Annotated in this window: 17 protein-coding genes; 11 read left to right on the top strand and 6 right to left on the bottom strand. The window is 68.5% G+C overall.

All coding sequences use genetic code 11. The annotated features are described in order from the left end of the window. The first annotated feature begins 130 nt into the window (after positions 1-130). The gene (locus tag GQ56_RS0117255) at positions 131-652 is read left to right on the top strand and encodes a hypothetical protein (RefSeq protein WP_031399844.1); all 522 of its coding nucleotides are present in this window, start codon (positions 131-133) and stop codon (positions 650-652) included. A 58-nt stretch (positions 653-710) separates the two neighbouring features. Here GQ56_RS0117255 and GQ56_RS0117250 read toward each other — a convergent pair whose 3' ends face one another. The 4 genes from GQ56_RS0117250 to GQ56_RS0117235 form a co-directional block, all read right to left on the bottom strand. Then, positions 711-1,763 carry an AI-2E family transporter gene (locus GQ56_RS0117250; RefSeq protein ID WP_031399843.1) on the bottom strand — a complete coding sequence of 351 codons (1,053 nt, stop codon included), beginning with the start codon at positions 1,761-1,763 and terminating at the stop codon, positions 711-713. A 271-nt stretch (positions 1,764-2,034) separates the two neighbouring features. Then, positions 2,035-2,619, bottom strand: a complete 585-nt coding sequence (locus GQ56_RS0117245; RefSeq protein WP_031399842.1) for a BPSL1445 family SYLF domain-containing lipoprotein — start codon at positions 2,617-2,619, stop codon at positions 2,035-2,037. Between the two features lie 52 nt (positions 2,620-2,671). After that, positions 2,672-3,058, bottom strand: coding sequence for a DUF883 family protein (locus GQ56_RS0117240; protein WP_031399841.1), 387 nt, complete (start codon positions 3,056-3,058; stop codon positions 2,672-2,674). A 335-nt stretch (positions 3,059-3,393) separates the two neighbouring features. Beyond that, entirely contained in the window at positions 3,394-5,196 is a 1,803-nt protein-coding gene (locus GQ56_RS0117235) for an ExeM/NucH family extracellular endonuclease (protein WP_031399840.1), read from the bottom strand. Between the two features lie 202 nt (positions 5,197-5,398). On the opposite strand from GQ56_RS0117235, the gene GQ56_RS0117230 reads away from it, so the two are divergent. The 8 genes from GQ56_RS0117230 (at position 5,399) to GQ56_RS0117195 (ending at position 12,417) form a co-directional block, all read left to right on the top strand. After that, positions 5,399-5,752 carry a YciI family protein gene (locus GQ56_RS0117230; protein ID WP_031399839.1) on the top strand — a complete coding sequence of 118 codons (354 nt, stop codon included), beginning with the start codon at positions 5,399-5,401 and terminating at the stop codon, positions 5,750-5,752. A gap of 124 nt (positions 5,753-5,876) precedes the next feature. Beyond that, positions 5,877-6,299, top strand: a complete 423-nt coding sequence (locus tag GQ56_RS0117225; protein ID WP_031399838.1) for a YciI family protein — start codon at positions 5,877-5,879, stop codon at positions 6,297-6,299. A 31-nt stretch (positions 6,300-6,330) separates the two neighbouring features. Then, the gene (locus GQ56_RS0117220; protein ID WP_031399837.1) at positions 6,331-6,747 is read left to right on the top strand and encodes a VOC family protein; all 417 of its coding nucleotides are present in this window, start codon (positions 6,331-6,333) and stop codon (positions 6,745-6,747) included. After that, positions 6,744-8,012 carry an RNA polymerase sigma factor gene (locus GQ56_RS0117215; protein ID WP_031399836.1) on the top strand — a complete coding sequence of 423 codons (1,269 nt, stop codon included), beginning with the start codon at positions 6,744-6,746 and terminating at the stop codon, positions 8,010-8,012. Before GQ56_RS0117220 ends, GQ56_RS0117215 begins: the two co-directional genes overlap by 4 nt. Positions 8,013-8,276: 264 nt before the next feature. After that, a complete protein-coding gene (locus tag GQ56_RS0117210; protein ID WP_031399835.1) occupies positions 8,277-8,699 on the top strand; it encodes a rubrerythrin family protein in 423 nt (140 codons plus the stop codon). Between the two features lie 120 nt (positions 8,700-8,819). Continuing rightward, on the top strand, positions 8,820-10,157 hold the full coding sequence (locus GQ56_RS0117205; RefSeq protein WP_031399834.1) for a heterodisulfide reductase-related iron-sulfur binding cluster: 1,338 nt from the start codon (positions 8,820-8,822) through the stop codon (positions 10,155-10,157). A 31-nt stretch (positions 10,158-10,188) separates the two neighbouring features. Continuing rightward, positions 10,189-10,770 carry a DUF3501 family protein gene (locus GQ56_RS0117200; protein ID WP_031399833.1) on the top strand — a complete coding sequence of 194 codons (582 nt, stop codon included), beginning with the start codon at positions 10,189-10,191 and terminating at the stop codon, positions 10,768-10,770. 705 nt (positions 10,771-11,475) lie between these two features. Further along, a complete protein-coding gene (locus tag GQ56_RS0117195; RefSeq protein WP_031399832.1) occupies positions 11,476-12,417 on the top strand; it encodes a transposase in 942 nt (313 codons plus the stop codon). A 121-nt stretch (positions 12,418-12,538) separates the two neighbouring features. Here GQ56_RS0117195 and GQ56_RS0117190 read toward each other — a convergent pair whose 3' ends face one another. Together GQ56_RS0117190 and GQ56_RS45565 are read right to left on the bottom strand one after the other, a co-directional pair. Continuing rightward, on the bottom strand, positions 12,539-14,065 hold the full coding sequence (locus GQ56_RS0117190) for a mannose-1-phosphate guanylyltransferase/mannose-6-phosphate isomerase (RefSeq protein WP_031399831.1): 1,527 nt from the start codon (positions 14,063-14,065) through the stop codon (positions 12,539-12,541). Positions 14,066-14,146: 81 nt separating this feature from the next. After that, positions 14,147-14,419, bottom strand: coding sequence for a hypothetical protein (locus tag GQ56_RS45565; protein WP_152603349.1), 273 nt, complete (start codon positions 14,417-14,419; stop codon positions 14,147-14,149). 74 nt (positions 14,420-14,493) lie between these two features. Here GQ56_RS45565 and GQ56_RS0117185 point away from each other — a divergent pair, with 74 nt between their 5' ends. Both GQ56_RS0117185 and GQ56_RS0117180 read left to right on the top strand, forming a co-directional pair. Then, the gene (locus GQ56_RS0117185; protein ID WP_031399830.1) at positions 14,494-15,867 is read left to right on the top strand and encodes an undecaprenyl-phosphate glucose phosphotransferase; all 1,374 of its coding nucleotides are present in this window, start codon (positions 14,494-14,496) and stop codon (positions 15,865-15,867) included. Positions 15,868-15,942: 75 nt separating this feature from the next. Next, positions 15,943-17,355 (top strand): UDP-glucose dehydrogenase family protein, encoded by a 1,413-nt coding sequence (locus GQ56_RS0117180; protein WP_031399829.1) that lies wholly within the window; start codon positions 15,943-15,945, stop codon positions 17,353-17,355. The last annotated feature ends 25 nt before the right edge of the window (positions 17,356-17,380 follow it).

The raw sequence follows: 17,380 nt of genomic DNA, 5'->3' as shown, positions 1-17,380 counted from the left end.
AACCGGGGCTCAGTTTAGGACCAGTCCCATATCCTTCCCGGGCGGCCCTCCCTACAGTGATTGCCGGCGAACAAGCGGCGTGACCGATGTGTCACGCCGTTTTTTTGGGGTCTCGCGACAGGGAGAGGGCATGCGAAACAGGACAAAGCGGACGGCATCGGCGGCGGCGCGCGATCGGGCGGCGCGCGGTGCCGCCGCCGGTGCGGCGCGAATGATGGCGATCGGGCTCGGCGTGGCATTGGCGATGTCGAATGCGGCGGCGGGCAAGCCTGCCGCGCCGGGCGGCGTCGTGCGTTTCGCCGGTGCGCTCGTCGATCTCTACGACGTGACGTTCGTCACACCGTCGGACGCGGTGGTGGAAGGGCGGGAAGTCGCGGCCGGCGGCGCGGCGGCCACGCTGCGGTTCGATGCGCATGGCCGGCGTTTGCCGGGCGCGCAGGTGACGCTGGTCGGGGTCGACGGCGCGCCGTTCGCGCCGGATGCCGGTTCGAGTGTGCGCGCAACCTGGCGCGACGCGCACGATGCGCGAGGCGTACCGCTGACATCGGGGCGCGGCCATCGCGTGGGGCCGTACGGCGGCGTGCTGACGGTGGTGGCGGATGAAGAAACGGGCGCCGTGGCGCCCGTCGTGATCCGCATCCGTCATCCGTGACGGCCGCCGCCCGCGGTGGCGCGGAGGGCCGGCCGTCGCGCGCATGGCGCGCGGTGCGTCATTCGCCCTGTTCCGAACGGGCGTAGATGTCCCAGCTCGCCATGAACAGCGCGGCGACGAGCGGCCCGATCACGAAGCCGGTGATGCCGAACAGCGCCATCCCGCCGAGCGTCGAGATCAGCACGACCCAGTCGGGCATCTTCGTGTCCTTGCCGACGAGGATCGGGCGCAGCAGGTTGTCGACGAGGCCGATCACGCCGACGCAGAACGCGACGAGGATCGCGCATTTCCAGAACGCGCCGATCATCACGAAGTAGAGCGCGGCAGGCACCCACACGAGGCTCGCGCCGATCGCGGGCAGCAGCGACAGGAACGCCATCAGCGCGCCCCACAGCACGACGCCCTCGATCCCGAGGATCCAGAAGATCAGGCCGCCGAGCGCGCCCTGCACGAGCGCGACCGCGATGTTGCCCTTCACGGTCGCGCGCACGACCGTCGTGAATTTTGCCAGCAGCAGGTTCTTGTGCTCGTCGTCGAGCGGCAGCGCGCGGCGCACGCGGCGGCCGATCTCGCCGCCGTCGCGCAGCAGGAAGAACACCATGTACAGCATCACGCCGAAGCTCACGACGAACTGGAACGTGTTCTGGCCGATGCTGAGCGCCTGGGTGGCCGCGAGCTGGCTGATCTGCGCGGCGCCGTCGGTCAGCCTCTTCTGGATGCCGGGAAGGTTCGACAGTCCGTACTTCTGCAGCAGGTGCTGGATCGACGACGGCAGCGCGTGGATGATGTCCTGGAAGTATTGCGAATAGTTCGGCTGCGCGGTCTTGATTTCCTGGTACACGTATGCGATTTCCTGCACGAGCGTCGCGGCGACGAACACGAGCGGCAGGATCACGATCAGGACGATCAGCGACAGCGTCAGGAGCGCGGCGAGGTTGCGCCGCTTGCCGAAGCGCGCGGCGAGCCACCGCTGCACGGGCTGGAACAGGATCGCGAGAATGGTGCCCCAGAACACGGCGCCGGAGAACGGCGCGAGGATCCAGCAGAGCCCGACGGTGACCGCGGCCAGCAGGAAATAGAAGAATTTTTGGTGATCGTGTCCGCTATCCATGGATGACATTCGCGCAGATTGATGCGTGGTTTGATTGAATTCCGTTGTCCCGCGCGCGATCGGTTCTCGAACGTCGCGGGTGCGCGGCAAAATGCGCCGCGGGGCGGCCCTCCGCGGGCGGCCATCCGCCGGGCGGCCCGATCCGGAGTATGCCCGCAAAGGCGCCGCCATCATAGCCGCTGCGCGCGGCCCATGCGACAACGCCGCGGCCGGGGCCGCGGCGTTGCCGGAACGCGAACGCGAACGCGGCGCGACGCCGCGTGCCGCATCGTCAGATGTCGAGCCTCGTGACCTTGGTGCCGTTGACCGACAGGTCGCCCATCAGGCCGGCGTTGGTCAGGACCAGCACCTCGACCGGCGCGGTAGCCGTGGTCGTATCGATCGCGCCGTTCGCGCCGACCTTCACGACCGCGACCGACGCGTCGGCGCCGGCGGCCCACCCTTCGGACTTGCGGAACGCGTCGAGCGAATCCTGCGTCATGAACAGGAACACGATCGCCTTCGACTGCGCGCCGGCCTGCAGGCCGACCGACAGCGACGACGTGTTGTAGTAGCCGACCGTGCTGCCGCCGACGCGCAGCGCGCCGTTGCCGGATTGGCCGCCGACGATGAAGCCGGCCTGCAGCACGTTCGGGAACACGAGCACGCCGCGCGATTTCGCGACGAGCTCACGCGAACCCGGCACCGTCGAATAGAGGCGCGACAGCGTCGCGTTGACGCTGGCGTCGATCGACTGGCGTTTCGACGCGCTGGTCGCGGCGTTCTCGGGTTTGTCGGGGGTGGTCGTGCAGCCGGCGAGCGCGAGGCTGCCGAGCATCACGGCGGCGGCGGCTTTCATGGCAAGGGTCTTTTGCATGGCGATTCTCCTTCGTTGTCTGAGTGAGGGCGAACGGGGCGGGCAGCCCCGTTCAACGGCGGGCGAGGAGCAGGCCCGCCACGAATGCAAGGCCGGCCACGACGCCGGCGGTTTGCCACGGGTTGTCGCGCACGACCTGCGACACCCGTTCGGCCGAATCGCGCAGCCGCGCCGCCGCGTTGCCCGATGCGTCGTCGAGCGTGTTGCGCGCTTCGTCGAGCCGGGATTGCACGCGCTTGCGCAGCGCGGCGATATCGCCGTCGCCATCGTTCTTCAGCAGGTCTTCCAGTTCGTCGACCAGCCCGCGCAGATCGTCGGTCACGTCGGCATGCAGGTCGCGGGCGGCCGAGCGTGTCGTGCGGCCCACGCGCCGGCCGGTGCGACGGATGTCGGCGAGGCCGCGGTCCAGCTTGTGTTCGATCGAGTCGGTAAGCGCCATGGTGGTTATCCTCCTTCGGTTCAAGGCTAATTTGAAGATAAGACGAATCCCAGCAACCAATCTGATTCACGTGGCCCGATTGAGTTTCGAGACAAGCTTTCAACTCGTCGGCAGGATCGCCGCGAAGCCCCGCCGCACGGGGCGGCACGGCGGTTGTAACAATTTCGCATGTCTGGCGAATCCGCGTATCGGGCAGCGGTGGGCGGTGAATGTGCGGTAAATATGGCGTCTCCGGTATAGCCAGGTAAATAGTGCCGTTGCAGGCCTTGCGCCGGTGCAATTGCACTAGTCGGCACGGAGGCGACCCGCACGGTGCATGCCGTGCCGTTGGCCGGTCACCGGGCGCCGTCGTCAAGCGCGACGTCGACGACGACGGGGTCGTGGTCCGACGAGCGGTATGCATCGGGAGCGTAGTACGCTGCCCGCAGCGCGGGCGTCCGGTAGTCGGGCACGGGTTGCAGCGCGGCCGGCTCGTCGGCGTTGATGTGCCAGATGTGCGCGGCCTTCACGCGCGCGGCGAGCGCCGGGGTGGCGAGCGCGTGGTCGAGGCTGCCCGCTTCGCCGCGAAATACGTAGCTGTACGCAGCATCGCCGACGAAGCGCGCGACGAGGTTCGTGTAGCCGCGCGATTCGAGCGCGCGAAGCGGGTCCTCTTTCGCATAACTGTTCAGGTCGCCGATCAGCAGCACGCCGTCGGCCGCCGCGCCGGTCGGCGAAGTGGCGAGCCAGTCGGCGACGCGCGCGGCGGCCCGCGTGCGCGCCGCGTTCCAGCAGCCCTGGCCGTCCGACTGGTCGCGCTCGGCGCCGGTCGCGTTCGGGCAGTTCTTCGACTTCAGGTGATTGACCGCAACCGTGAGCGCGCGCGTGCCGCCGATGCGCCGGAATGTCTGCGCGAGCGGCGGGCGGTGCCGGCCGCCGAGCGCGACGGTGGCGGCGCGCCCGACCGGCTCGACAGCGCGGCTGTCGTACAGCAGCGCGACCGCGATCGTATCGCGGCCGAGCCGCGCGGCGGCTGGCTCGACCGCGCGCCAGCCGTCGCCGAGCTGCGCGGCGAGACGCCGTACGGCGCTCGCGTCGTCGTAGCCGTTGTTGGCGATTTCCATCAGCCCGATCACGTCGGCGCGCAGCGCGCGCAAGGCCGCGACGATCTTCGCCTCCTGCCGGGCGAACGCGGCGGGCGTTTTCGCGCCACGGTCGGCCGGCGCGTCGAATCCGCCGCCGTGGCCGTCGCCGTTGAAATAGTTGAATACGTTGAACGACACGATGCGCAGGTCGGCATCCGGATGCCGGGGCGGCGCACCGGTACGCGGATTCGCGGCGGCATCGAACACCGGCGCGGCGCCGGCAACCGGTTGCAGCCGCCATTCGCCGTGGCGCCACTCGAGCACGCCTTCGACGCCGCGTACCGTGTAGCCCGCGCGCAGCGTGTTGGCGGCGCTCAGGGCGGGCGGCGGATAGCGCACGGTTGCGGGGTCGCGGCGGCCCGAGCCGTCGTCGAGCACGATGCGGTTGCGCGCGTTGGCCGCCGCGAGCGCGGCGGCTTCGGCCGGCGGCGCGACCTGGGTCGGCATGCGCAGCCGGCCATTGCTGAGGACGAGGTTGCCGTAGCGGCCGAGTGCGTGGGTATCGCTGACCGACAGCGTTTGCGGCAGGCGCACCCGCATGCCTTCGTGCGCGGCCAGCACGGCGGGCGTGGCGACCGGCAGCGTGAGCGTGGCCGGCGTGACCGACTGCCCGTGCGCGCACACGGTCACGTTGCCCGACAGCGTGAACTGCGTCCGGCCGTATCGCTCGTCGACGCGGCCCGTGAGATGCACGAGGTCGCCGGCTTGCGCGCGTGCGTTCGGCGCGTAGACGAACACGCCTTCCGGGATGCCCGGCCGATGGCGCCGTTGCGCATCGGCCTGCTGGACGAAGAAGCCGCCCAGGCCGTCCGCGCCGCCGAACGTCGCGGTGACGACCGCTTCGATCGACGTCGTGTGCCCGGCCAGCGGCGACGGGCCGCCGGCGGTGCGTAGCTCGACGACAGGCGTGGTCGCGCCGCCGCAGCCGGCGCTGACCGGCAGCGCGGCAGCGGCCGGCCGGGCGGCGGCCGAGACGAGGAGGGCGACGACAAGCGGCGGAAGCAGGCGTGACATGGAGGGCTCCTGATGAAGAAAATCCGGCGGTTCGGCAGGCATCTTGACGGCAAAATGTCAGGAAGCGGCCGAATTGGCCATCCGGCCAGTTCCGTTCGGCCAGGCAGGCAGGTCGCACGGCGGCTGCTACGCTTTTGCATCGGGCGGCGCATCCCGATCGCATGGCGAGCGCTGCCGCACCCCGTTCCCACAGGAGAGCTCCATGTCCTACATGCTGTTGATTGTCGAACCGACCGACCAGCGCGCCGAGCGCACGCTCGACGAAGGTCAGGCGCTGTACGCGCGGATGGTCGATTTCGCCGAGACGCTGAAGGCGCGCGGCGTGCTGCGCGGCGTCGAGTCGCTGGAGCGCGCCGAGCGTGGCACGCGCGTGCAGGTGCGCGACGGCGAGACGCGCCTGCTCGACGGCCCGTTCGCGGAGGCGAAGGAGATGGTCGGCGGCTTCTTCCTCGTCGACGTCGACACGCGCGAGGAAGCGATCGAGATCGCGCGCCAGTGCCCGGCCGCGCAATGGTGCACGGTCGAGGTGCGCGCGGTCGGCCCGTGCTTCCTGTGACCGGCGCACCCCCGTATTTACCCTGATTTGTCACGGAACGTGTCGATCCGGCCGGACGCCGCCCGTCGTGCGGGTGAGGCGCCGATGAGGGCCGCCGCTTTTCACCCACGACAAGGAGTGCACGATGCGATTCATGATCATGATCCGGGCCAATGCCGTCAGCGAGTCCGACGCGTTGCCGGACAACCGGCTGGTCGAGGCCATGACCGTCTATCACGAGGAGCTGGCGCGGGCCGGCGTGCTGCTCGACGCGAACGGGCTGAAGCCGAGCGCATGCGGCTGGCGTGTGTGCTACGCGGGCGGCAAGGGCACGGTGGTCGACGGCCCGTTCGCCGAAACGAAGGAACTGATCGCGGGCTATACGCTGATCCAGGTGCGTTCGCGCGACGAGGCGCTCGAATGGACGCGCCGCTTCCCCGCACCGTTCGGCGCCGGTATGGACTGCGAGATCGAGGTGCGGCCGCTGTTCGAACTCGACGACCTCACGCCGAGCGACGCGGTCGAGCGGTTCCGCGAACTCCATGTCGGCCGCGGCCACGCCGCCTGATCGCCTGATTCAATCCGCACCGGAGCAACCCATGCACAAGATGGTTTTCATCAACCTGCCCGTGGCCGACCTGCCGCGCGCGAAGACGTTCTACCAGGCGCTCGGCTTCGAGGTCGTGCCGGCCTATACCAACGACCAGGCCGCCTGCCTCAGGATCAGCGACACGATTTTCGCGATGCTGCTCGTGCGGCCGTTTTTCCAGACCTTTACCGACCGCACCGTCGTCGATCCGGCAACGCACGTGCAGGTGCTGTCGTGCCTGTCGTGCGAAAGCCCCGCCGAAGTCGACGCGGTCGTCGCGAAGGCGCGCGCGGCCGGCGGCACCGCGCCGCGTCCGCCGATGGAATATCCGGGCATGTACGGTCACGGGTTCGCCGATCCGGACGGCCACGCGTGGGAGCTGATGTACGTGGCGCAGGATGCGCCGGCCCCGGGGCACGCGTCGTGACGCGTGAGGCGACGCATCGTGCGATCGAGGCGGTGTGGCGGATCGAGGCGCCGAAGATCATCGCGCGTGCCGCGCGCGTGGTGCGCGACGTCGGCGTGGCCGAGGAACTCGCGCAGGACACGCTCGTCGCGGCGCTCGAGCACTGGCCCGTCGACGGCGTGCCCGACAACCCGGCCGCATGGCTGATGACGGCCGTGAAGCGGCGTGCGCTCGACCGGGTCCGGCAGGAGTCGCTCCATGCCGCGAAGCGCGACCAGCTCGGCCGCGAGATGGACGCGCTTGATGCGCACGTCGTTCCCGACATCGCCGACGCGCTTGCCGATGCGCGCGACGACGACATCGGCGACGACCTGCTGCGGCTGATCTTCACGTCTTGCCACCCGGTGCTGTCGACCGATGCGCGCGTCGCGCTCACCCTGCGGCTGCTCGGCGGGCTGACGACGGCCGAGATCGCGCGCGCGTTCCTGACACCCGAGGCGACGATCGCGCAGCGGATCGTGCGCGCGAAGCGCACGCTTTCGGCGGCGCACGTGCCGTTCGAGGTGCCGGCCGCCGATGCGCGGCCCGCGCGGCTCGCGTCGGTGCTCGAAGTGATCTACCTGGTGTTCAACGAGGGCCACGCGGCGACCGCCGGCGACGACTGGACGCGTCCGGCGCTGTGCGACGAGGCGCTGCGGCTCGGCCGCGTGCTGGCCGGGCTCGCGCCGGACGAGAGCGAGGTGTTCGGGCTCGTCGCGCTGATGGAGCTGCAGGCGTCGCGCATGCATGCGCGCACCGACGCGCAGGGCCGGCCCGTGCTGCTGCTCGATCAGGATCGCAGCCGCTGGGATCCGCTGCTGATCCGGCGCGGCCTCGCGGCGCTCGAACACGCGACGACGCTCGGCGGCGTGCGCGGGCCGTACGCGCTGCAGGCCGCGCTGGCCGCCTGCCATGCGCGTGCGCGGCAGGCGGCGGACACCGACTGGGCGCAGATCGTCGCGCTGTATGACGCGCTCGCCGAAGTCGCGCCGTCGCCGGTCGTCGAGCTGAATCGCGCGGTGGCGGTGGGCATGGCGTTCGGGCCGGCCGCGGCGCTCGAACTCGTCGACGCGCTGCGCGACGATCCCGCGCTCGCGCGCTATCACTGGCTGCCGAGCGTGCGCGGCGACCTGCTGGCGAAGCTCGGCCGCGCCGACGAGGCGAGAGCCGAATTCCGCCGTGCGGCGGAGCTGACGCGCAATGCGCGCGAACGCGAATTGCTGCTCGGGCGCGCGACGGATGCGTGACGAATGCATGACGGATACGCAACGCGCGCAGCCCGCGCGAGCAGGTCGCATCGCACGCCGCATTGCACGCCGCACGCTCCCGGCCGCGGGCGCCGCGCCACGCGCCAGCACTATCGCCCGGATTGAAAAAGCCTATTGGGGGATGCGAACGCGAGCGCCTAGATTGAAAAGCGCGACGCGCGCCGCCCGGCGTGCGCATCGCTCCCCACATACCTGATCGGCCCGGCCTCGTACGCGGCCGTGCCGACCTGCACGGAGGCGCAAATGGCTCAACTCAAGGGCAGCAGGACCGAAGAGAACCTGAAGGCGGCATTCGCGGGTGAATCGCAGGCGAACCGGCGCTATCTGTATTTCGCGTCGAAGGCCGACGTCGAAGGCCAGAACGACGTCGCCGCGCTGTTCCGCTCGACCGCCGAAGGCGAAACCGGCCATGCGCACGGCCATCTCGAATACCTGGAAGCCGTCGGCGATCCGGCCACGGGTTTGCCGTTCGGTTCGTCGCGGCTGAATCTCGAAGCGGCGATCGCCGGCGAAACGCACGAATACACCGACATGTATCCGGGCATGGCGAAGACGGCGCGCGACGAAGGCTTCGACGAGATCGCGAACTGGTTCGAGACGCTCGCGAAGGCCGAACGCAGCCACGCGAACCGCTATACGAAGGCGCTGGACAGTCTCGTCGACTGACGGGCCGCCGCGGGCCGCGCGGCATGGCCGCGCGACCGGCAAGCGGCCGGCTGTTCGTTCATCGCCGCCTGCTTGGCGCGGGCGGCGCCGGCGCGCACGCGCGCCACGCTGGAGCGTTCCATGCCCCACAAGGAAGGCAGTCTCGAAGCCCCGACCCGGCATCCGCTCGACTGGCAGTCCGAAACGTTCTACGACCCGGCCGCGATCGACGCGGAGATGACGCGCGTGTTCGACATCTGCGCCGGATGCCGGCGCTGCGTGTCGCTGTGCGGCGCGTTTCCGGCGTTGTTCGATCTGGTCGACGACACGCCGGCGGGCGATATCGAGGAAGTGCCGAAGGCGGCGTTCGGCAAGGTCGTCGACCAGTGCTACCTGTGCGACCTCTGCTACATGACGAAATGCCCGTACGTGCCGCCGCACGCATGGAACGTCGACTTCCCGCACCTGATGCTGCGCGGCAAGGCCGCGCGCTACCGGCGGGGCGAAGCGACGCTGCGCGACAAGGTGCTGTCGAACACCGATGCGCTTGGCCACCTGGCCGGCATTCCGGTCGTCACGCAGACGGTCAACGCGGTGAACCGCACGCCGCCCGCGCGTCATGCGCTCGAGGCGGCGCTCGGCGTCGACCGCGACGCATGGCTGCCGGAATTCGCGACGCGCAAGTTCCGGCGCACGGCGAAGCCCTCGGACGGCGTGCCCGTGCGCGACGGCGAGCGCACGCCCGGCAAGGTCGCGATCTACGCGACGTGCTACGTGAATTTCAACGAGCCGGGCATCGGCCACGACCTGCTGGCAATCCTCGCGCACAACGAGATCCCGTACGAACTCGTCGCGCGCGAAGCGTGCTGCGGGATGCCGCTGCTCGAGCAGGGCAACCTGGCGGGCGTCGCCGCGAAGAAGGACCGGAACCTGCCCGTGCTCGAGCGCTATGCCCGCGAAGGCTATGCGCTGATCGGCGCGATTCCGAGCTGCGTGCTGATGTACAAGAGCGAGCTGCCGCTGATGTTCCCCGGCGACGCAGCCGTGCGCGCGGTGGCCGACGCCTTCTGGGATCCGTTCGAATACGTGATCGCGCGGCATCGCGACGGGCTGCTGAAGACCGATTTCAAGACGGGCCTCGGCACCGTGTCGTATCACGTGCCGTGTCACGCGCGCGTGCAGAACATCGGCCGCAAGACGGCCGACGCGCTGTCGCTCGTGCCGGATACGCGCGTGCACGTCGTCGAGCGCTGCTCGGGCCATGCGGGCACGTTCGGCGTGAAGAAGGCGTTCCATGCGGACGCGATGCGGATCGGTGCGCCCGTGTTCAAGGCGATGGCCGAACCGCAGCCGGATGTGGTGTCGTCCGACTGCGCGCTCGCCGGCCATCACATCGTGCAGGGCATCGACGAGCAGGGGCTGTCGCCGGCGCCGCTCGCGCATCCGCTCACGCTGCTGCGCCGCGCGTACGGCATCTGAGCCGCGGCCGGCCCACCCACGAGGACTTCCGATGACGCTCACCCGCGACTCCCTGCTGACGCTCGAAGCGTATGCGCAGATCCGCAAGGCCGAACACGCGCGGCTCGTCGCGTACAAGCGCCGCCGCGCGGTGGCGCTCGGCAACCATCTGCGTTTGCTGTTCGAGGACGAGACGACGATCCGCTATCAGATCCAGGAGATGCTGCACATCGAGAAGATCTTCGATCGGGCGGGCATCGAAGGCGAGCTGGAAGCGTACCTGCCGCTCGTGCCCGACGGCACCAACCTGAAGGCGACGCTGCAGATCGAGTACGAGAACGAGATCGAGCGGCGCGCGGCGCTCGAGCGGCTGATCGGTGTGGAGGACCGCGTGTACCTGCAGGTCGACGGGTACGCGAGCGTCCATGCGATCGCCGACGAGGATCTCGAGCGCGACAACGCCAGCAAGACCTCGGCCGTGCACTTCGTGCGCTTCGAACTCGACGCGCCGATGCGCGCGGCGCTCAAGGGCGGGGCCGCGCTGTCGATCGGCTGCGATCACGCGGCATACACGCTGCCGCCGCGGCGCGTGGAGGCCGACGTGGCCACGTCGCTGGCGGCTGACCTGCGCTGACGCGGGCGCCGCGCGTCCCGTGCGCGGCTGTCGCTTTTCTGTTCTGACCCTAAACAGGATGTCCGCACGCTTGCGGCGCGATAGATGTCGCCGGCGTCGCGAGTTTGCTTGCGGCGAAAAATGTGCATCGCGCGTCACTGTCCTTTCATCACCCGCAGAGAAACAATAAAGAGATTGTGTGCAGGGATAATTAAATCGTGTGGAATTCGAATGATTTACCGATTCGTGAATGTCCTGTTACGAATATTCCCCTGATTTACCGATGCCGGTCGGCAATGCCTTGGATTGTTGCCGGCGGTGGGTGTAAAAGGCCGAAAAACAGCCATTGCAGCGGCCTTGCGATGCGCCCTGGAGCCCCGCCAGACGGGCCTTTCCAGCTGCGGGCATAACGATCTCGCAAAAAAATTCATGCGTAAATGGATTGCCTGCCCATGACAGGTTGTTTCAGCACGTAACATTAAGTCGTTGTCATATTGAGATAAGCCATGGGGATGGTATGCTTTGTGCACAAAAATTCCCGCATTGGAGTGAGACACGTGATTTGTGCGTCATTGCCGGGAATGGCGGCACCGTGAACGTGCGGTGTCGCATCGGCATGCACGACACGGGATAACCATAATGTGCAACCTGGCCGCCATGCGACGCGACACGTCGCGACGGCGCCGCCAATCGCAGCCCCGGCCTGGCTGTGTGGAGAGATCTACTATGTTCTTCGATGAGCTTAACGATGAAGAGTGGTTTCGTCTTTCAACGCTGATCGCCGATGAACCCATCCGGTTGAACCGTCGCGGGCGACCGCGTGCCGAACCGCGCGTCGTTGCCAATGCGGTGCTCTGGATCCTGACGACCGGGGAAGCCTGGTCGAAGCTGCCCGGACGCTATCCGTCCGGGCCGACGTGCCGACGCCGTTACGAGGACTGGCTTGCGAGCGGCACGTTGCTGCAGATGATCGATGTGCTGACCCGGTTCAGCGGGCGCACGTTCGCGTATGTCCCGCCGCCGCCGTTGCCGGTCGTCCCCGCGCGCCGCGCGGAGCCCGCGCCCGACAACGATCGGCTGCGCGGCGTGTTCTGGCAGAACCCCGAGTCGTGGCAACTGCCGGTCGCGCACGCAAACGTTTGGCGTGGCGAGGGCGCGTCGCGGGCCGCCCCCCCGGGCGACGCGGTGGCCGGTCGGGCCGAGGCGTCGTTCGCGGTGCCCGGCGCGCCGCCGATGGCGCTGCACCATGCGCATGCGTCGTCGGCGAGCTTTGCCGCGGCCGAGCCGCAGGTCGATGCGTATCGCGGCTATTCGATCTGCGGCATCGCGCAGCCCGTGCAGAACCTGATGTATCGCGCATGGGCCGAGATTTCGCAGGACGAACGGCGCGTCGAGCGCTCGGGCCTCATCGGCCCGCGCTTCACCGACGCCGAGGCGGCCGAGCAGTTCGCGCTCGACTGGGCGCGCCAGTGGATCGATCGCCACGGGGCAAGCGACGAGCCGGCGCGCAAGCCGCAAGGCGAGGTGCTGTCCGGCCTGTCCGCGCTGGCGCGGGCGGAGTCGGACATCAAGCGCTTCATCGCCGAGCGCCATGCGGGCGCGCTGTCCGAAAGCCGCAACGATCCGGTGCAGCCTGAGCGTCACGAGTACGCTTTCCGCGTAGGCTGATCGCCATACCGCGGTGACGCGCGGGCGTCGTGCGCCACGGCGCCCGCGGCAGCGCGGGCCTCCCCGTCACGCGTTGCCCGGGGCCGCCGCCGTCGAAGCGGCGCTCCGGGTGCACGCTGCGTCACTGCCGGCCGTAGGTATCGTCGAAGCGGACGATGTCGTCCTCGCCGAGATACGCGCCCGATTGCACCTCGATCAGCTCGAGCGGCATCTTGCCCGGATTCTCCAGGCGGTGCGACACGCCGAGCGGGATGTACGTCGATTCGTTTTCCGACAGCAGGAACGTTTCGTCGCCGCGCGTGATGCGTGCGGTGCCGCGCACGACGATCCAGTGTTCGGCGCGGTGGTGGTGCATCTGCAGCGACAGTCGCGCACCGGGCTTCACGACGATGCGCTTCACCTGGAAGCGCTCGCCCGTGTCGACCGAGTCGTAGTGGCCCCACGGCCGATGCACCTTGCGGTGATCGGCGGCTTCCGCGCCGCGCTGCGCCTTGATGCGCCCGACGATTTTCTTCACGTCCTGCACGCGCGACTTGTCCGCGACGAGCACGGCGTCGGGCGTTTCGACGACGACGAGGTTCTGCGTGCCGAGGCAGGCGACGAGCCGGCTTTCCGAATGCGCGAACGTCGATTCCGCACCTTCGAGCAGCACGTGGCCGCGGCCGACGTTCCCGGCCTCGTCCTTCGCCGAGATTTCCCAGATCGCGTCCCACGAGCCGACGTCCGACCAGCCGGCGTTGAGCGGCACGACGACGCTTTCGCACAGTTGCGGCTGGCTCGCGAGCGGCTCCATCACCGCGTAGTCGATCGAGTTCGACGGCGAAGCGGCGAACGCGTCGCGGTCGACACGGAAGAAATCGCCGTCGGCCGTGCCGCGGGCCACGGCCTGCTCGCAGGCCGCGTGGATCGCCGGTTCGAGCTGCCGGATCGCGTTCAGCCACACCGATGCGCGAACGATGAAGATCCCGCTGTTCCACCAGTATTCGCCCGATGCGACGTACTGCCGGGCAAGTTCGAGATGCGGCTTTTCGACGAAACGCTCGAGGCGGCGCACGTCGAGGCCGCTCGTGTCCGCGGCGTCGAGCGGCGCGCCGACGCGGAGGTAGCCGTAGCCGGTTTCCGCGTGCGTGGGCGCGATGCCCATCGTCGCGATCCGGCCCTGCGCCGCGCAGCGCACGCCGGCCGCGACGGCCGCGTGAAAGCGCGGCAGATCGGCGACCGCATGGTCGGCCGGCATCACGGTCATCACGGCGTCCTGGCCGCCGGCGACGAGCCGCAGCGCGGCCAGCGTCAGGGCGGGGGCGGTGTCGCGGCCGAGCGGCTCGAGCATGATCGACGCGGACTTGCCGGTCAGGCGCAGTTGCTCGGCGGTCGTGAAGCGGTGATCCTCGCCGCAGACGATCAGCACGTCGTCGTTCAGCGGATGGTCGGCCGTCAGGCCGTCGAGGCGCAGCGCGGTCGACTGCAGCAGCGAATGCTCGCCGAGCAGGCCGATCAGCTGTTTGGGAAAACGCTCGCGCGACATCGGCCACAGACGCGTGCCGGAGCCGCCGGCAAGAATCACCGGCTGCACGGCGACGCGCGTGCCGGCGGCGGAGGGGGCGCAAGAGGAATGGCGCGTTTCGGCAGCCACGGCCGGAGCATTCATGATGACACTCTCCACGGTTGAAGTCGGTGCCTGCCGTTTTAGCATGAAGTAAATCGACAATAAAACCGGGCCCATTGCCGGTTATTCGCCGTGGGATCGTCCGGAGGAATTTTCGACGGCAACATTCGATGCAAATAAAAAATAAAAAAATAATTCCGACGGTGAGTCTGACATGACCGCCGGCAAAGGGCTGGAGGAAATCGTTAAGCTTCCTGAAAATTCCCCGATCGGGATCTTTTCGGGAAAACCTGCCGAATTAATTAAAAAGAGAAACGGCAAGAATTTCCGATTATTTTTCGAAATACTTGTGCGCTTGAGGCGGAATTTTCTTGCCGCTTCAATAGCGTCATGCAACGTTTGAATCGAAGGTGCGGCATGGGTCGCACGACGCGCGGTTCGACGAACGCCTGTTCAAAGAGGAAGCGGACATGTTGAGCGTGCTGGCGAGAGTCATCGATATCGCGATGGTCGTGGCGGGGGCGCTGATCGCCGCCGCGCTGCACGGTGGCGCCATCGGGCTCGACGACCTGCAGCGCACGATGATGCTGTTCGATTGCCTGCTGGTCGTCGTGTGCTTCCCCGCCTTCGGCATCTATCAGTCGTGGCGCGGCAAGCGTCTCGTCGGGCTGGTCGGCCGTGTCGCGTTCGCGTGGCTCGCGGTCGAACTGGCAGGCGTCCTGATGAGTTTCAGCTTTCACCAGTCGGGCGACCTGTCGCGGCTGTGGCTCGGTTACTGGGCGGTCGTGACGATGGCGCTGCTCGTCGGCTCGAAGACGTGCGTGCACGTCGTGCTGCGGCAACTGCGGCGCGGCGGCTACAACCTGAAGGCGGTGGCGATCGTCGGCGGGACGCCGGCCGCGCGGCGGCTGATCGCGCAGATGCGGGCGCGACCGGAAGCGGGCTTCAATCCGGTGTGCGTGTACGACGAAAGCGAGGCGCCGGGCGAGGTCGCGCTCGACGACGTGCGCATCGAGCGGCAGTTCGAATCGCTGGTGTGGCTGGTGCGCAGCCGGGCGATCAGCGAGCTGTGGCTCACGCTGCCGATCACCGAGGAACGCCGGATTCACCATATCGTGACCGTGTTCCGCCACGACTTCGTGAATATCCGCTTCATCCCGGACGTGCGCACGCTGTCGTTCTTCAACCAGGACGTGGTCGAGCTGCTCGGCGTGCCGGCGATCAACCTCGCGGCGTCGCCGATCACCGACGTGCGGATCCTGCCGAAGTTCGTGTTCGACCGGCTGTTCGCGCTGGCGGCGCTGACGGCGCTCGCGCCGGCGATGGTGCTGATCGCCGGCCTGATCAAGCTGACGTCGCGCGGGCCGGTGTTCTTCCGCCAGAAGCGCAAGGGCATCGACGGGCACGAGTTCGAGATCTACAAGTTCCGCTCGATGAAGGTGCACCAGGAAGCGGCCGGGCACGTGACGCAGGCCACGAAGAACGACGCGCGCGTGACGCCGGTCGGCCGGTTCCTGCGCCGCACGAGCCTCGACGAGCTGCCGCAGTTCATCAACGTGCTGAAGGGCGAGATGTCGGTCGTCGGCCCGCGTCCGCACGCGCTCGCGCACGACGACATCTACAAGGATCTCGTCAAGGGCTACATGTTCCGCTACCGGATCAAGCCGGGCATCACCGGCTGGGCGCAGATCAACGGCTTTCGCGGCGAGACCGACCAGATCGAGAAGATGATGGGGCGCGTGAAGCTCGATCTGTACTACATGCAGAACTGGTCGTTCTGGCTCGACATCAAGATCGTCGTGCTGACGCTCTGGAAAGGCTTTACCGGCAGCAACGCGTACTGAGCGCGGCACGCCGGGGCCGCGCGGGCGCTGCGGCGCGACGAATTTCGAATCATTGGTCAAGAGGTCCGACACATCATGAATCTGACTATCATCGGCAGCGGTTACGTGGGGCTGGTCACCGGCGCGTGTCTCGCCGACATCGGGCACGACGTGTTCTGTCTCGACGTCGACCAGGCAAAGATCGACATCCTGAACGACGGCGGCGTGCCGATCCACGAGCCGGGCCTCGCGGAAGTCATCGCGCGCAACCGCTCGGCCGGCCGCCTGCGCTTCTCGACCGATATCGAGGCCGCGGTCGCGCACGGCGACGTGCAGTTCATCGCGGTCGGCACGCCGCCCGACGAGGACGGCTCGGCCGACCTGCAGTACGTGCTCGCGGCCGCGCGCAACATCGGCCGCTACATGACCGGCTTCAAGGTGATCGTCGACAAGTCGACGGTGCCGGTCGGCACGGCCGGGCGCGTGCGCGCGGCGGTCGCCGGGGAACTGGCGAAGCGCGGCGGCGAGCCGATGTTCTCGGTCGTGTCGAACCCGGAATTCCTGAAGGAGGGCGCGGCGGTCGACGATTTCACGCGGCCGGACCGCATCGTGATCGGCTGCGACGACGACGTGCCGGGCGAGCGCGCCCGCGAGCTGATGAAGAAGCTGTACGCGCCGTTCAACCGCAACCACGAGCGCACGCTGTACATGGACGTGCGCTCGGCCGAATTCACGAAATACGCGGCGAACGCGATGCTCGCGACCCGCATCTCGTTCATGAACGAGCTGGCGAACCTCGCCGACCGCTTCGGCGCGGACATCGAGGCCGTGCGCCGCGGCATCGGTTCCGATCCGCGCATCGGCTATCACTTCCTGTATGCCGGCTGCGGCTACGGCGGCTCGTGCTTTCCGAAGGACGTCGAGGCGCTGATCCGCACGGCCGACGAGCACGGTCAATCGCTGCGGATCCTGAAGGCCGTGTCGTCGGTCAACGCGACGCAAAAGCGCGTGCTCGCCGACAAGATCGTCGCGCGTTTCGGCGAGGACCTGACCGGCCGCACGTTCGCGGTCTGGGGCCTGGCGTTCAAGCCGAACACCGACGACATGCGCGAAGCGCCGAGCCGCGAGCTGATCGCCGAGCTGCTGTCGCGCGGGGCGCGCGTCGTTGCGTACGACCCGGTCGCGCGGCAGGAGGCGCGCCGCGTGTTCGCGCTCGATCTCGCCGCTCACCCGAGCCGGCTCGAGCGCCTGACTTTCGTCGACGACGAGGCGCAGGCCGCGCGCGACGCCGACGCGCTCGTGATCGTCACCGAATGGAAGGCGTTCAAGAGCCCGGATTTCGTCGCGCTCGGCCGCCTGTGGAAGGCGCCGGTGATCTTCGACGGGCGCAACCTGTACGAGCCGGAGACGATGCGCGAGCTGGGCATCGAGTACCACCCGATCGGCCGGCCGGGCTCGCGCGGGGCCGTCGCCGCCCGGGTGCCGGGCACCGCGCCCGCGAGCGCGTAACCCGCTTCCCGTCACTCGTCGCGAG

The organism is Burkholderia paludis (assembly GCF_000732615.1).
Classification (GTDB): Bacteria; Pseudomonadota; Gammaproteobacteria; order Burkholderiales; family Burkholderiaceae; genus Burkholderia; species Burkholderia paludis.
The sequence above is the reverse complement of the archived record's forward strand: the minus strand, read 5'-3'. Positions and strand labels throughout refer to the sequence as shown.